Annotated in this window: 16 protein-coding genes; 15 read left to right on the top strand and 1 reads right to left on the bottom strand. The window is 45.1% G+C overall.

Translation table 11 applies throughout. The features are described from left to right. The first annotated feature begins 128 nt into the window (after positions 1-128). From MHI15_RS14720 to MHI15_RS14710, 3 genes are all read left to right on the top strand, one after another. Entirely contained in the window at positions 129-2,495 is a 2,367-nt protein-coding gene (locus MHI15_RS14720; RefSeq protein WP_076126396.1) for an endonuclease MutS2, read from the top strand. Between the two features lie 31 nt (positions 2,496-2,526). Continuing rightward, complete coding sequence (locus MHI15_RS14715) at positions 2,527-2,946, top strand: DUF350 domain-containing protein (RefSeq protein WP_036683543.1); 420 nt, start codon at positions 2,527-2,529, stop codon at positions 2,944-2,946. A 212-nt stretch (positions 2,947-3,158) separates the two neighbouring features. After that, on the top strand, positions 3,159-3,704 hold the full coding sequence (locus MHI15_RS14710) for a hypothetical protein (RefSeq protein WP_051491295.1): 546 nt from the start codon (positions 3,159-3,161) through the stop codon (positions 3,702-3,704). 443 nt (positions 3,705-4,147) lie between these two features. On the opposite strand, the gene MHI15_RS14705 is transcribed toward MHI15_RS14710, so the two are convergent. After that, positions 4,148-5,398 carry an NAD(P)/FAD-dependent oxidoreductase gene (locus MHI15_RS14705; RefSeq protein ID WP_076281086.1) on the bottom strand — a complete coding sequence of 417 codons (1,251 nt, stop codon included), beginning with the start codon at positions 5,396-5,398 and terminating at the stop codon, positions 4,148-4,150. 176 nt (positions 5,399-5,574) lie between these two features. On the opposite strand from MHI15_RS14705, the gene MHI15_RS14700 reads away from it, so the two are divergent. The 12 genes from MHI15_RS14700 (at position 5,575) to MHI15_RS14645 (ending at position 15,171) form a co-directional block, all read left to right on the top strand. Next, entirely contained in the window at positions 5,575-5,808 is a 234-nt protein-coding gene (locus tag MHI15_RS14700; RefSeq protein ID WP_036683535.1) for a spore coat protein, read from the top strand. Between the two features lie 30 nt (positions 5,809-5,838). Then, positions 5,839-6,222: a spore coat protein gene (locus tag MHI15_RS14695; protein ID WP_076126401.1), complete on the top strand. Its 384-nt coding sequence runs from the start codon at positions 5,839-5,841 to the stop codon at positions 6,220-6,222. Between the two features lie 259 nt (positions 6,223-6,481). Further along, positions 6,482-6,982: an Lrp/AsnC family transcriptional regulator gene (locus tag MHI15_RS14690; RefSeq protein ID WP_036683529.1), complete on the top strand. Its 501-nt coding sequence runs from the start codon at positions 6,482-6,484 to the stop codon at positions 6,980-6,982. 13 nt (positions 6,983-6,995) lie between these two features. Beyond that, the gene (locus tag MHI15_RS14685; protein WP_036683526.1) at positions 6,996-8,216 is read left to right on the top strand and encodes an aminotransferase class I/II-fold pyridoxal phosphate-dependent enzyme; all 1,221 of its coding nucleotides are present in this window, start codon (positions 6,996-6,998) and stop codon (positions 8,214-8,216) included. A 250-nt stretch (positions 8,217-8,466) separates the two neighbouring features. Beyond that, positions 8,467-8,655, top strand: a complete 189-nt coding sequence (locus MHI15_RS14680) for an aspartyl-phosphate phosphatase Spo0E family protein (protein ID WP_232061510.1) — start codon at positions 8,467-8,469, stop codon at positions 8,653-8,655. Positions 8,656-8,826: 171 nt separating this feature from the next. Then, positions 8,827-9,393: a cob(I)yrinic acid a,c-diamide adenosyltransferase gene (locus MHI15_RS14675; RefSeq protein WP_076192825.1), complete on the top strand. Its 567-nt coding sequence runs from the start codon at positions 8,827-8,829 to the stop codon at positions 9,391-9,393. Between the two features lies 1 nt (position 9,394). Next, positions 9,395-10,381, top strand: a complete 987-nt coding sequence (locus MHI15_RS14670) for an RluA family pseudouridine synthase (protein WP_341164542.1) — start codon at positions 9,395-9,397, stop codon at positions 10,379-10,381. Positions 10,382-10,574: 193 nt separating this feature from the next. Continuing rightward, positions 10,575-10,940, top strand: a complete 366-nt coding sequence (locus MHI15_RS14665; protein ID WP_076126405.1) for an arsenate reductase family protein — start codon at positions 10,575-10,577, stop codon at positions 10,938-10,940. Between the two features lie 60 nt (positions 10,941-11,000). Further along, positions 11,001-11,900 carry a 5'-3' exonuclease gene (locus MHI15_RS14660; protein WP_076126491.1) on the top strand — a complete coding sequence of 300 codons (900 nt, stop codon included), beginning with the start codon at positions 11,001-11,003 and terminating at the stop codon, positions 11,898-11,900. Positions 11,901-12,527: 627 nt separating this feature from the next. Then, positions 12,528-13,484 carry an AAA family ATPase gene (locus MHI15_RS14655; RefSeq protein WP_341164541.1) on the top strand — a complete coding sequence of 319 codons (957 nt, stop codon included), beginning with the start codon at positions 12,528-12,530 and terminating at the stop codon, positions 13,482-13,484. Next, complete coding sequence (locus MHI15_RS14650) at positions 13,484-14,365, top strand: hypothetical protein (protein WP_076301355.1); 882 nt, start codon at positions 13,484-13,486, stop codon at positions 14,363-14,365. The genes MHI15_RS14655 and MHI15_RS14650 overlap by 1 nt, the downstream gene beginning before the upstream one ends. Further along, on the top strand, positions 14,344-15,171 hold the full coding sequence (locus MHI15_RS14645) for a hypothetical protein (RefSeq protein WP_076301354.1): 828 nt from the start codon (positions 14,344-14,346) through the stop codon (positions 15,169-15,171). The genes MHI15_RS14650 and MHI15_RS14645 overlap by 22 nt, the downstream gene beginning before the upstream one ends. Positions 15,172-15,178 lie beyond the last annotated feature (7 nt).

The following is a 15,178-nucleotide window of genomic DNA, read 5'->3' as shown; positions in this document are numbered from 1 at the left end:
CTAAGGATATGTGCAGTTCTTATTGTGACCTTATTACGTGATTCTATGCTTAAAAATAAGACCCAAATAGCGAAATTGACCTGAATTCTGTATAATGGAAACATCTATGAAGGGAGCTGTGACTGTAATTGGACGACAAAATTTTGCATACGCTTGAATATCGCAAGATTTTAAATAAATTAATGCAATATACGCAAACCCCCATGGGAAGATTGGCTGCGGAGCAGCTAAGGCCCTCCGGCGATTTCGAAGGTGTGAAGAAGCTGCTTCAAGCCACGGATGAAGCGGCTAATGTGGATCGCCTGAAGGGCATTCCTTCGTTCGGCGGGGTAAGCGATATTCGAGCTGCACTAAAACGTGCTTCTATCGGCGGAATGCTGGGAACAACTGAGCTGCTGGCCGTTGGAAATACCATTGGCGGCGCACGCAGAGTCAAACGTTTCCTGGCAGCTATGCATGAGGAAGAAAAGATTGAGCTCCTGTTCTCACTGAGCGACGTTTTATCGGAGCAAAAACATGTGGAAGATGCCATCCGTTTATGTATAGACGAGAATGCTGATGTACTTGATACAGCTAGTTCTGAGCTGGCTAACATTCGCCGTGAATTGCGCGGAGGAGAGACCAGAATTCGTGAGAAGCTGGATTCGATGATTCGTTCGTCTTCTGTAGCGAAAATGCTGCAGGATCAGCTGGTGACCATTCGTGGTGATCGGTTTGTTATTCCCGTAAAAGCGGAGTACCGTGCCCATTTCGGCGGTATCGTACATGATCAGTCTGGATCAGGAGCGACTTTATTTATCGAGCCAGAGTCTATTGTGGCGATGAATAATAAACTTCGTGAAACACGGCTGCGTGAGGAACGGGAAATCGAGATCATTTTACACAGGCTGACGGCACTTGTAGCCGACATTGCGGAAGAAATGACCTACGATATTGATATTCTGGGAGAACTGGACTTCATCTTCTCCAAGGCGCGTCTTGCTCGTGATATGAAGGCTACTCAGCCGCGTATGAATGACCGCGGTTATCTTAAGCTGCGCAAAGGGCGGCATCCGCTTATTCCAGCGGAGCATGTGGTTCCTTTGGACGTGGAGCTGGGCAATCAATACAGCTCAATTATCGTAACCGGACCGAATACCGGTGGTAAGACCGTTACCCTCAAAACCATCGGCTTGTTGAGCTTAATGTCGATGTCCGGCTTGTTTATTCCAGCAGAGGAAGGCAGCCAGATGTGTGTGTTTGATGCCATTTATGCTGATATTGGCGATGAACAGAGCATTGAACAAAGTCTGAGTACCTTCTCTAGTCATATGACTAATATTATCTCCATTCTGCGTAGAATGACTCCTAAGAGCCTTATTCTGCTTGATGAGGTGGGGGCTGGAACCGACCCGGCAGAAGGCTCTGCGCTGGCAATTGCCATTCTGGAGCATATTCACCGGATCGAATGCCGGATGGTCGCAACAACACATTATAGCGAACTGAAAGCATACGCTTATGAGCGTAAGGGAGTCATCAATGCCAGTATGGAATTTGATGTCCAGACCCTTAGCCCAACCTATCGCTTATTGATCGGCGTACCCGGACGAAGCAACGCCTTTGCGATTGCCGAGCGTCTAGGCCTGCCTCATGCGATTCTGGAGCATGCCCGCGGCGAAGTGAAGGAAGAAGATCTGCGCGTGGAGCATATGATTGCTTCTCTCGAAGAGAATCGGCTGGGAGCGGAACAGGAGCATGAACGTGCAGAGGGCATCCGCCGCGAAGTGGAGGAGCTGCGCAGCAGACAACAGCAAGAGCTTGAGAAGCTGGAAAGCCAGCGTGAGAAACGCCTCGAGAAGGCTGAGAAGGACGCCAGCGCGATCCTGGACAAAGCGCGTAAGGAAGCTGAGGAAATTATCAGTGATTTGCGCCGCTTGGCTATGGAAGAAGGAGCTTCAGTTAAAGAGCATAAGCTGATTGAAGCGCGGCGACGTCTGGATGAAGCTGAGCCATCACCGCGCAAGAAGGCTGTTACCCGCAAGACTACCAAGGCTCCACGTACAATTGGTCCTGGAGATGAAGTGAAAGTCGACAGCTTGAACCAAAAGGGCTTTGTGGTGGAGCTAAGCGGTACTAAAGAGGCGCTGGTGCAGTTTGGCATTATGAAGATGAAGGTAAGGCTGGATGATTTGGAATTGCTCTCCTCGAAAGCAACAGCTGCGCCAACGGCCCTTCGCCATGCGACAACCGTCAAACGTTCCCGTGATGAGAACATTCGCAGTGAACTGGATTTGCGCGGGACTAACCTGGAGGAAGCTATCATGGAGACAGATCGTTTTATCGATGAAGCCTTTTTAGGTAATCTGGGTCAGATCGCCATCATTCATGGTAAAGGAACGGGTGTGCTGCGCACAGGAATTCAGGAATATTTGCGTAAGCACAAGCATGTGAAGAGTTATCGGCTCGGGAATTATAACGAAGGCGGCGCGGGCGTAACTGTGGCTGAGCTGCAATAGCGGGATTTCCCGGCAGAAAGAAGGGGAAAGCGTGCAAGAAGATATTGATCTTTTGCTGGGTCATCCGCTAGGTGCCTTGCTTGGCTACTTTGCAGTGGCGATTCTTGGGCTGGTTGTATTTCTGTCTTTTTTTGAAATGGTAACGAAATATAATTGCTGGGAAGAAATTCGTAAGGGAAACCTGGCAGTGGCAATGGCCACAGGCGGCAAAATCTTCGGAATTTGCAACGTACTGCGTTTCAGTATTGAAGCAGGTGTTTCAATTTACGAGACAATGAAGTGGTCCGTCGTCGGTTTTTTGCTGCTGCTGCTTGCCTATTTTTTATTTGAATTTCTGACCCCTGTATTCTCTATTGACGAGGAGATCGCTGCGGATAACCGTGCTGTTGGACTTATTGCCATGCTGATCTCGGTATCGTTGTCTTATGTAATAGGTGCGGCTATTTTTTAAATCCGTCCTTATAAGGACACCCTGCAAAGGATTATGGATCTGGACAAGCTTTGAATTGAGCAGTCCCACTCTTTGTGGGGTATCTTAGGAGGAAATCATGAAGATTCTCACCCGAGTTCTGTTTCTGTCAGCGATTGCTTTTATAGCAGCCGGTATTATTTATTTAATGATGAATTAAATTTAAAAGTGAAAGTATGAAGGAGATTATAAAGATGGAAACAACTGTATGCCCTTGGTGTCATACTGAAATTGTATGGGACGAGGAATTTGGACCTGAGGAGAATTGTCCTCACTGTAACAATGAGCTTAGCGGATACCGTACGGTCACTGTTGGGATTGACGGCATCGAAGAAGAAGAAGTAGAGGAAGTCGTAGAGGAACCCAAACAAGAGGTTGTTAATGACGATGATCTTTGGGGAGAGCCTGATAAAGACAGCGTAGTTCCAATCTATAATACGCTTAATCAATTCGGCGATGATTATGACTTGAACAAGTACGAAGAGAGTGTCTCAGCTATTCTGGCCATTCAGGAGGAAGCTCCGGAATGTACTCAATGCCATGAGCTCACTATCCTTGCGGGTAAGCAGCCTGTGAGCAGCTTTGAGCCGTCTGCTCCAGCTACACTAGGTAAGTCGGTATTAACCGCTCCATTCTCACTCAATGTTTACGTATGTCCTTCCTGCTTCCATGTTCAGCACAGTCTGGCACAGGAAGATCGGATTCAGCTCGTACGCAATTTGAGCAACGCTCAGGCGTAAGAATAAGTATGTAAAAAAAGGGGCGGTCCCATAAGCTAATAGCTGCTGGGGCGTGCCCCTTCTTTTTTTGGACCTTACTTGACCGTTGACCGTTGTCGGAAGCGTGCGTATATGTAATCACTGTCGGATGCGCATAGTAACCCGCTAACGGACACAGCCGGCCTTAATCGCACCATTATCCGATATTTGGAATGCTATCGGACTCCAGTGCAGCTATTGGCTTGAAAAACGCCTATATATGGGCCTCTTTCCAAGGATAGCATCACTGGAGTCCGAAACCTTGCTTTAAAAGCTAAAAACATGTAAATAACGTCAACTGTGTCCGTAAGCTCCATGGGATGATGGATTTACGATTGTAGCAGGCAATTTAATAAAAAGCGGGGTTGTCCAAAAAGCAGTGAAGCAGCTGCGAGGGCCAGCCCCGTTTTTATTTTCTACAAAAATCAGTTCTGTTTCATCACGTCCAAACTCTTAGAAGGAGAGGGTTTGGCTGACCGGGTGAGTGAGAATAAATCTAACTCAGGCCGATGTTTGCCGGCAATCGTATCCGTTAACAACTCCGCAGCGATCATACTGTACACCGTCCCATTGCCTCCGTAGCCCTCGATGAAGTAACAGTGAGGGAACTTTGGATGTGGGCCGATATATGGAAGCCCATCACGAGTAGAACCGAACACAGCACCCCAGGAGTACTCCAGCTCAATGCCTTTAATTTCTGGAAATAAGGCTTCAAGCTCTTCGAGCAATTTTTGACCTTGAGAAATCACTCGGACCTCACGACGTTCGGGGTCTGTCAACTGCTCATCCTTACCTCCCGCAATAATCCTGCCTTCAGGGGTTGTCCGAAAATATAAATAAGGGCGGGCTGTCTCCCACAGCAGGCTACGGTCATGCCACTTTGGAAACTCCTTTAGAGGTTTGGTCATCACTGCATACGTGTTGATCAGCTCAGCGCCCCGGTCTTTTTTGAATTCCTGTGTTTCATAACCCATTGCAAAAATAACATCCTTGGCAATAATCCGGCCATTTTCTGTGTGGCAAATCACGCCATCCTCAGTAAACTCATAATGTTTCGCTTCGCTCTGTTCAAAGACGCGGATGCCATTCGACGCTGCCTTGGCGATTAGGCTGTGCACCGTTCGATAAGGATTCGCTTCGGCATCCCCACGTGAATAAAGTCCTGCTGGTTTTGAAAAAGAGTACAGAGCTGCAATCTTATCCTCTTCCCAAAATTCAGAATCGAAGCCATTAGCCACGAGATTCTCATATTCTTCCCGCAATGCTGGTACATCCGCAGGAGTGCTGGCATATAAAAGACTGCTGCGAGGAATGATCTGCGGATCGATACCGAGCTTGTCCGGCAGGTCCAGAATGTTCCTTACCCCAGCTTGGCATAACTGATAAAAGAGCAAACCGTTCTTTTGCCCAAAGGTGTTCATGCATGAGGTTAACGATTTATCGTTGGAAATCTGCAGGAGTCCAGTGTTAGCATGCGAGCTGCCGCTGCCGACCCGTCTTTTTTCGATCAGAACAGCATCCGCTCCACTTAAGGACAAGCGATAGGCGGCCATTGCCCCACCCATTCCGGCGCCTACAACCAGGCAATCACAATGAATAGTACCTTCTAGAGAGGGGTAAGTTGGAGGGTTCTGTAAAGTGCTTGACCAAGGTGTATTTCCACTATTTAAATTCATGAATTGTTCGCTCCTTCATTCGTGCCGTGATTTAGTATTGGCGGCATTTTATCGTCTCATTCGCGGTATGTTCTTATTTCTGTCATAACTCTCTAGTGCCTTTCGGCAAATAAATCGCGGGCATAGGCGGCATACTAAAGCCTGTATGAATCAACTACAAGGAGGGACTACAACAAATGCAATCAACGCAAATGCAAGCGCTAAGTGGTAAGGAATTGGAATATATCGCTGACTCCATCTCTAATGAGGACTTGCTTCTCAAGCAATGTGCAGCAACGGCTGCGACAACACAGAATCAACAAGTTCGCCAAATTTGTATGCAGCATATGCAAAATCACACCAAACACATGACTGAGCTCACTCAGTTAATCCAACAACATCAACAATACGCGCCAACAAGCCCACAATAATTGCAATATTAATTCTAGGGAGGTTATTTAATGAACGCGCAAAATACTGGGGCATTTATGCCGGATGAGGATTTACTAAACACCATTTTGTGTGATTTGAAGCGGACCGTACGCGAATATGCTACAGCTGCTACAGAATCAGCATGTCCAGCCGTTCGTAGGGTTTTTAACACTATGACCATGGACACTTTGCAACTCCAAGGTGATTTATACACGCATATGTCTCAACTGAATATGTATCCTGCACCTGCAAAAGCATTGCGCCAAGATGTGGACAAGCAGCTTCAAACCGCACAGCAAATGCAACAGCAAACAGGGCAATTTGTTCAACAAAAAACCGGGCAATTTGGCGCATACGCTCAGAATGCTCATATCCCGGCTAACGGACAACATCAGCCTTCTCATTTAATGTAACCATGATGGTTGGCGAATGAAGCAAATCGCTTCATGAGTGTGGAGATAACGCCCGTTTTTACTGGTTAAATCCGGTAGAACGGGCGTTTTTTCTATTTTTTTGTGTATGTTCTATGTAAACTCTGCCTTTCATGGAAGCTCCTATGGGGTTATTTTGTTTGCAGAGATGCACATTTCATGTCATATTAGTATTAAACTCTTTTCGCGGGGCGACGCATTAATAGCGTACCGTCATTGGCGAACTATCCGGAGGGAAGGCATGAAGGAAATGAACGAGCTTAAGAGGAAAGTGCTGGAACTGCTTAAGGAAGACGCGAGAAGATCTACTGCACTCTTAGCAACGCTGCTTGGCGCGGAAGAAGAAGATGTGAAGACTGCGATTGAGCAGTTGGAGAAAGATCATGTCATTGTAAAATATGCCGCCGTTGTAAACTGGGATAAAGTGGACGATGAGAAGGTAACCGCACTGATTGAGGTGCAGATTACGCCTGAACGAGGACGTGGTTTTGAAGGGATTGCCGAGCGAATCTACCTGTATCCACAGGTCAAATCAGTTTATCTGATGTCTGGTGCTTATGATCTTCTGGTGGAAGTGGAAGGCCGGAATTTACGTGAAGTGGCCAATTTTGTATCTGAGAAGCTGTCTCCAATTGATTCAGTACTTTCAACCAAAACGAATTTTACCCTTAAAAAATACAAACAGGACGGGATCATCTTCGAAGAGCATGAGGAAGACAACCGTCTGATGATCTCTCCATAAAGGAAGTAATCATATGATCACGAATAAATCGCAGCTAACTGGAGAAGACAGCAAATCAATGGATTCTTATTTGGCCCCGTTGGTACAGCAAATTCAACCTTCGGGTATCCGCAAGTTTTTTGATCTGGCTGCAGGCAGTAAGGATATCATCTCTTTGGGAGTTGGAGAGCCTGACTTCAAGACCCCCTGGCATGTCAGAGAGGCTTGTGTCTATTCGCTGGAAAGAGGATTTACAGGGTATACATCCAATGCAGGAATGCCTGAACTGCGGGAAGGGATCGCGAATTACTTGCACAGCCGTTTTGCTGTGGAATATGATCCTGCCAATCAAATTATAGCAACCGTTGGCGGAAGCGAGGCCATCGATTTGGCACTACGTGCGCTGATTTCACCGGGGGATGAAATTCTGATTCCGGAGCCTTGTTATATCTCTTATTCGCCGATCACCGCGATTGGTGGAGGAATACCTGTAGGTATTGAAACGGTTGGTGAGAATAACTTTAAACTTACTGCGGAAAGCTTGGAAGCCAAAATCACTCCGCGCTCCAAGGTTCTGATTTTGTGTTACCCTAGTAACCCTACGGGAAGTGTAATGACCCGAGAAGATTGGGAGCCGATTGCTAAGGTAGTAGAGAAACATGATCTTATAGTGATTTCAGATGAGATTTATGCAGAATTGTCTTATGGCATTAATCACGTCAGCTTTGCCTCTTTACCAGGCATGATAGACCGTACGATTCTGGTTAGCGGCTTCTCCAAAGCTTTTGCAATGACCGGATGGCGGATGGGGTATGCTTGTGGTCACCCGGATCTTATCGCTGCAATGCTTAAGATTCATCAGTATACTGTGATGTGTGCTCCTTCTATGGGACAGGTGGCTGCACTTGAAGCGCTGACCAATGGGATGGAAGAGAAGGACCGGATGGTGGATTCCTATAACCAACGGCGGAGGTTGATCGTCAAGGGCCTACGCGATGCAGGGCTGGAGTGCCATGAGCCGCAGGGCGCCTTCTACGCTTTTCCAAGCGTGCGCAAGACAGGGCTGACTTCTGATCAGTTTGCTCAGCGGCTTTTGCTTGAATACAAGGTTGCAGCTGTGCCTGGAAGTGTCTTTGGATTAGGTGGAGAAGGTTACTTACGCTGTTCTTACGCCACTTCAGTATCCCAACTGAACGAAGCGGTAGAACGCATTGGTGCTTTTGTCACAAAGCTTACACGTGAGAGAACGGATTAGTGAAAATTGAACTATAGCCGATCATACAATCCTATGGTATTATTTTACTTTGAGAGTAATTAGCCCCTATAATAGAACTTACAAGGATCCATTTACTCTGGAACTAAGCGTTGCTTTGAAGTTGCTTTATTTAACTTTTATGCTCTTTTGCAGCACGCGCTCAATAATACTTTTGGGAGGGATGATTGTGCTTAGCGCCGATTATTACTTACCTTCCTATGGTGGGAAATGTTTCTCTGGAAATGGGAAAATACCCCCCAAGGGTGATGCTTCTGCTCGCATACTCTCTCTGGAAGATGAAATTAGAATACTCCGCAGCAAGATGGAGCAGCTTTTCCTGCAGGAAAAATCATTCACTTCGGATAATGTGATTGAAATTAGCAGTTTATTGGACCTCAAAATAAATGAGTACATGAAGGGGCGTCCAGCTGGAAAATAGTGCTGCTGAATGCTCTTGAGAGGACCCTAGGGTCCTCTTTTTGTTGTGCACTCTTACTAATGATGGTGTTTTTGTGTATACTCTTAATTTGCTATCTTTATTGCCTTCCTTATAGCAGAAAGCTTAAACTATCAGTATATGTTTTTTAAGAATGGATAGGAGGCTTAAACCATGGCGATTTATACACGTACGGGTGATGCAGGTCAGACCTCAGTGATTGGCGGCCGGGTCGGCAAGGATGATGTCCGCGTCGAGGCCTACGGAACGATCGATGAGCTGAATTGTTTTGTAGGGCAAGCACGAAGCCTGATGGAAATTGATAATTTCGACGATGTCCGCGAGCAATTGCTCGAAATACAGCATGAGCTGTTTGATTGCGGTACGGATTTAGCATTTGTTAGACTTGCTGATGGTGGTCAATATATGGTGACAAGTGAGATGGCTCAGCGGCTGGAAGGCTGGATAGATACTCTACAAGAGGAGAATCCGCCACTTGAGAAATTTATCCTGCCAGGAGGTAGTCAGCTGGCTTCGGTTCTACATGTATGCCGCACGGTTTGCCGTCGTGCAGAACGCCGGGCGGTTACCTTAGGGCGAACTGCGGACATTAACCCAGAAGCGGTGATTTATCTCAATCGATTGTCGGATTATTTTTTTGCTTTGGCTAGAACGGCTAATACACGGTCAGGGATTACTGATGTAGAATACATCCGCAGTAAAAAGGTGTTCCGAGACTAATATGACAAGCTATTATTCACCCATTACTTATATCATACCGCCTGAAGAAGATGACTTCCTGCTGAAGACCATCCTGCACAAACGGATGGATGTCTCACGCAAGCTGCTCTCTCGCCTGAAGCAGACGGAGCAAGGCATTACATTAAACGGTGAACGTGTATACATTAGTGTGCATGTAAAGGCAGGAGATACCGTGCAGATTCGCATGGAAACGGAGACTTCGGATGATATTTTGCCGCAGCCGATTCCATTTGAGATTTTATTTGAAGATGAACATCTGCTAGTGGTTAACAAGGCAGCGGGAATTATAGTTCATCCCACCCATGGACATTACACCGACACGCTTGCCAATGGTGTGGTTTATTATTGGGCACAGAAGAATGAACGCTTCCGTTTCCGGCCTGTTCACCGTCTGGATCAGGAGACCTCCGGTGTGTTAGTGATCGCCAAAAATCCTTACAGCCATCAGCATATTTCCGAGCAGATGATCGCCGGTACTGTGGATAAGCGTTACGCTGCATTTGTTCACGGGGTTCCTGCGGAGTTATCCGGCGATATCGACGGCCCTATCGATCGTGATCCTGAGGAGCCACATCGGCGTATCGTGACACCGGATGGATATCCTTCCCTAACCCGATATGAGGTTAAGCAGGTGTATTCAGCTGGCTCTAGAGTTGAACTAAAGCTGGAGAGTGGGCGTACGCATCAAATTCGGGTCCATATGACCTCAATCGGCTGTCCGCTGATTGGGGACAGCATGTACCGTCATGAGCTGTACAATCTACCAGAATTGACTTCAACTCAAATCGAGCAATTGGAGACCGTTGCAGCACTCGATGCTTCCATACCGCGTCAGGCACTGCACGCAGTCCGTCTGACGTTCAAGCACCCGGTGCTTCTGCAAGAAATGATTTTCGAGGCCCCGTTGCCACCTGATATGGCAGACTTGGAGAAAATATTGGAGCAAGGTCCGACAGCGGATTTGTGATAAAATTATAATTCAGGCGATGGAGTGGCGAAGGGGAAGCTTGGAACTGTAGGAGCGATAGCGACCGCCCTTGTCTGCGGATTTCAACCTCGTTTAACGGTGAAATTGAAGAAATCTGTAGACAACAGCGGCCAGAAATCCAAACATTCCCCGTGTTTACGATATTATTAGCCGATTATTAAAGGAGCACAGCATGAGCAAATTAAAAGTATATCAATATCCCAAATGCAGCACCTGCCGCAGCGCAGTGAAATGGTTGCAGGGACAAGGTCATGAGCTGGAGCTTCAGCACATCGCAGAGCAGCCACCTACGGTGGACGAGCTGCGTGAGCTGCTCGCGAACAGCGGCCTTGAGCTGAAGAAGTTTTTTAATACAAGCGGTGAAGTATATAAATCATTAGGTCTGAAGGACAAGCTGCCCCAGCTTACGGAACAGGAGAAGTTAGAACTGCTCTCAAGCCACGGGATGTTGATCAAACGTCCGATTGTCACCGATGGAGTTAAAGTTACGGTGGGATTCAAAGAAGACCAATATGCCGATACTTGGGCTAATGTTTAATATCAATACAACGATCAAGGGAGAGGTTTATAAGTGAGAACAGATACAACGGGCCGGGTAATGCTTGTAGATGGAATGGCTCTGCTGTTCCGGGCCTTTTATGCGACCTCTTATGGAGGATATATTCGCAAGACAAAAGAAGGTTTACCGACGAATGCGGTATATGGATTTTTGCAGTATTTTTTTGATGCAGTAAGTACGTTTGAGCCTTCTCATGTCGTATGCTGCTGGGATATGGGTAAAGGAACGTTCCGTACCGAGAAATATGATGGATACAAATCCAACCGGATCGAAGCTCCGCTGGAATTAATTCCGCAATTTGATCTAGTAAAAGAAGTAGTGGCTGAGCTAGGTGTGCCAAACATCGGTCTTGCCGGCTATGAAGCAGATGATTGCATTGGTACGCTAGCATCCTGTTACAGCGATAATTCTGAGGTTTACATTCTGACGGGTGACCATGATATGCTGCAGCTTATTGATGAGAATGTTAAGGTCGTCATTATGAAAAAAGGACGCTCCAACTATAAAGTTTATGACCTTGCAGAATTGCTTGAGGATAAAGGTCTAACCCCTAGACAGGTTATTGACCTGAAGGGCTTTATGGGCGATACAAGTGATAATTACCCTGGTGTAAAAGGGATTGGTGAGAAAACCGCGCTGAAGCTGTTAACGGAATACGGTACAGTTGAAGGTGTAATTGAGAATCTTCACTTGCTCCCTAAAGGTGTACGGTCCAAAATTGAAGCCGACCTTGATATGCTGCATCTATCAAGAGAGCTGGCTGAAATCCGTTGTGATGTGCCTGTGGTCTGTGAGCTGGCGGAAGCTTTATGGCAATTACAACGGGAAACAGCCGCGCGTAAATTTCAAGAACTGGAATTTGGCAGCCTGATGCATTTGATCGCTGAGGTGCAGGACGAACGGGGAATTGTACAGATTGAGTTAGGTGATCTGGGTTAAGGAGAGTGGTTCTCTTCTGATGAAAAGGTGAATAAACATAATGGCAGGTCAAGGTTACTTTCCTTGATCTGCTTTTTTTGTTGTCGAATTCATGTGGAAATTTATCAATATATGTCTTTTTTTGACTTAATTACAAATTAAGGTTTCTAATCATGGATATTGGTTTAATGAAATTTCAAAGGAAATACATAGGGATTATTTTCCATAGTAGGTGATGATGAGATGAAGATACTTTTGGTCACGCACAAGTTCCAGAAGATAGTAGGTAATTATTGCAGGCGGACCATAGACGTAGTGAACGAGTCTGAATTAGTCCTTGGAGGTATTTTGGAGTTTTTGCAAAACATCAATCCTTCTATAGACAGCATATTAATAACAGATGATGCATTATCTCTGAGGATGGAACAGAACAGGAGTGATTTAAATAACCTAATCAATTGGCTCTTATATAATCAAAAGTCAAATGTAAAGATTTTAATCCTCACCAGGCACATAAGGAAAGATAAAGAATGGGAGAATCTCAGCTATAGATATCCGAATCTCCAAATTAAGAATTACGAATACATACGCATTACACCAGTACTATTTCAGGAAGCTCTTGAGCATTTATCCGATACCAAACCTCAATTGAAACAACATTCCAGACTTCACGACGATAAGAGCAATCAAAAAAGTATAGACAGAAAAGGGTCGTTTCTGGATCGCTTTAAACCGAAACTGAAAGCCCCAACTGAATTACAGGCTACGGATACCCTTACTAGGGAGCTTGATAAGATTAGCCGAGGGATTAGTCGTATTGTAGCGATAACCGGCCATAGTGGATGCGGAATTACTAGCACAACTATCAATGTTGCAAGTGAAGCGAGTAAACGGGGTCTGAATGTAATAATCGTGGATATGGACATCGAATATCGAAGTACGAATATGTATTTTAGCAGCTTTCATGAACGAACCAAGCGGGATGAAGATATAAATGCATCTCTCATCCGAACGTTAGCAAGACCTCAGGATTGTTTGACTACGGCTTTTCATTTGAAAGAAAATCTATGGCTGGCTGGACTGGGTTACAGCTTTTCCGACCCCAAGTTAATCGAGCAATTTTACACCAGCTCTAAACTTGTCGGTCTGTTGTCCTTACTCCGAAACAAATTTAATTTGATCCTATTGGATCTACCACTGAACTTATTAGACAGATTTCGAGAAGCATTAATCCATATCGACAGCTTTGGCCTCTGTATTCCCAATAATCTATATGCTGTTTTAAGCACTCTGAGGAATGTGGAAGAGACACTGAATAAGGAAAATACGGCCTATTTGAATGCTAAATCAAAAGTAATTGTCACCAAATATAATGACCGTTCCAGATTTCAAGGTGAAATTTTCGTACCAGATAAGGTAAGTGCAATTGCTACATCCGGTCTTTTAGAAAGCTTTACATACGGAATGAAAGTGGCAGGTCATGTCTCTTATGACACGGACTTTGATATTCAGATTGAAACCGATGTGCCGCTTGTATATTCAAACAAAGACCATGAGCGGGCATATGGAAATATACTTCTTAGATTACTGGAGGGGAGTAGTTAATGGATTTAAGCGGGCTTAAAAACGCGACACCCAATAAGCAAATGTTCAAGCGGGTTGCGGCATTGCTCTTTAGTCTATTGATCATCGTGGTTTCATATATGTTCATTACGAAAGCCAGCAAAGATGCCAGCGATGTGGTAGAGGTGTTGCGGGTGAAGCAGAGTGATGGTATTCCGGCTTACGTAGTCATTACGGAACCTATGATTGAGAAATACAATATTATCAAAAAAGAATACACGGAGGACATGGTGTTGTCTGAAGATATAGATTCGGTGAAGGATAAACTGTCCGCATATTATCTTCGAGAAAACAGCGTGCTCTACAAAGATCAGTTACTGGATGAAAAACCGCAAAAAAATGAATGGCTGTATCAAGTGAATGAGGAAAATGAGGTCTTGACGCTTCCTTATAATTTTCTGGAGGTTGGTGGAGATATTCTAATGCCAGGAGACCGTGTTCGTATCCGTGTGTCCTATGAGGTAGAGGAGAAGGATACCGCGGGTGGCAATCCAAACGCTATTTATTCCGAGTCCACGAATACGATCAAAAAAACTGAAGTATTGTTTGAAAGCATTGTTGTGAAGGATATGCTCAACGCAAGTAGTCATTCCATCTACGAAGTATATAAAGAAGTGCAGAAACTGGATGAGGATAAGAAACAAAATGTTATGAAGAGTAAGGATTTCTTAAAGAACATTCAACCTAAAGCATTACTTCTCGAGGGGACGAGTGCACAAATTAACAACTATGCCAAATACAAAGGACTTAATGGAAATTCATTTCTGATTACCATACTGAGCAGAAAAAGTAGTGATGTCATCATTGACCAATTGCCCACTTTGGAGAAAGAGGTGGAATCGTGGATCGGAAAAGAGGATTAGGAATCGACAGCATTTTTCAGAAAATATCATCTAAGGATCTCGTCGGTGCCGAACTTCAAGAGAATAATCTGATTTATAGTGTAGTAGGTTTTATACCTGCTTGTGATGGTGTAGATAATGCCATGCTCATAAGCAACTTAGGATATTTGTTATCTCAAAAGGGTCTAAATACTTGTGTGGTTGACCTTAAGGTGTTTTATCCAAACTTATATCAATTTCTAGATGTCCCTGCACATAAGAAGGGGCAAGGATTAATTAAGGTGTTGAAAAGCGACAAGGTAGATTTCAGAGATGAATTACAGCGGACCAAATACGAGAAGCTGTTCCTGTTATCAGCTAGTCCACAGGATCTAATGGAGGAGTATTTTGATTTTGAGTTTGGAAATTTAGAGCGTGTAATTACTACACTTAAGCAGATGTTTGATATCGTGCTGATCGACATTCCCAACAACCCTCCATTGGAATTTTGTCTGGGTGCCATGAAGTATTGTCACATAGGATTCTTTACGGCAACAGAGAGGATGGAAGCTACAATAAATATGGTGAAGCTGCTGGACTATGCTAAATCGGTGGGGATAAGTACGGCTAAGTTCACCAGTGTGGTGATGATGAATATTCAGCATGTTGAATTTGATTATAAGGTTATGAAGGATATGGGTTTTAACATAGTTTCTGTACTGCCACTTGTGAAGGATGCCGTAGTTCGTGCACATGAGGGCAGGCTGTACATAAAAGATAACCCCCTAATCAATAAATATTTCAAAAAAGAGATCCAAAAACTGGCCGATCGGTTGGCGGATCAGTAAAGGGGAG

This window comes from Paenibacillus sp. FSL H7-0918, from assembly GCF_038007025.1.
In the GTDB taxonomy this organism is placed as follows: Bacteria; Bacillota; Bacilli; order Paenibacillales; family Paenibacillaceae; genus Paenibacillus_AQ; species Paenibacillus_AQ odorifer.
Note: the sequence above shows the minus strand (reverse complement) of the source record. Positions and strands in the feature narration are given on the sequence as shown.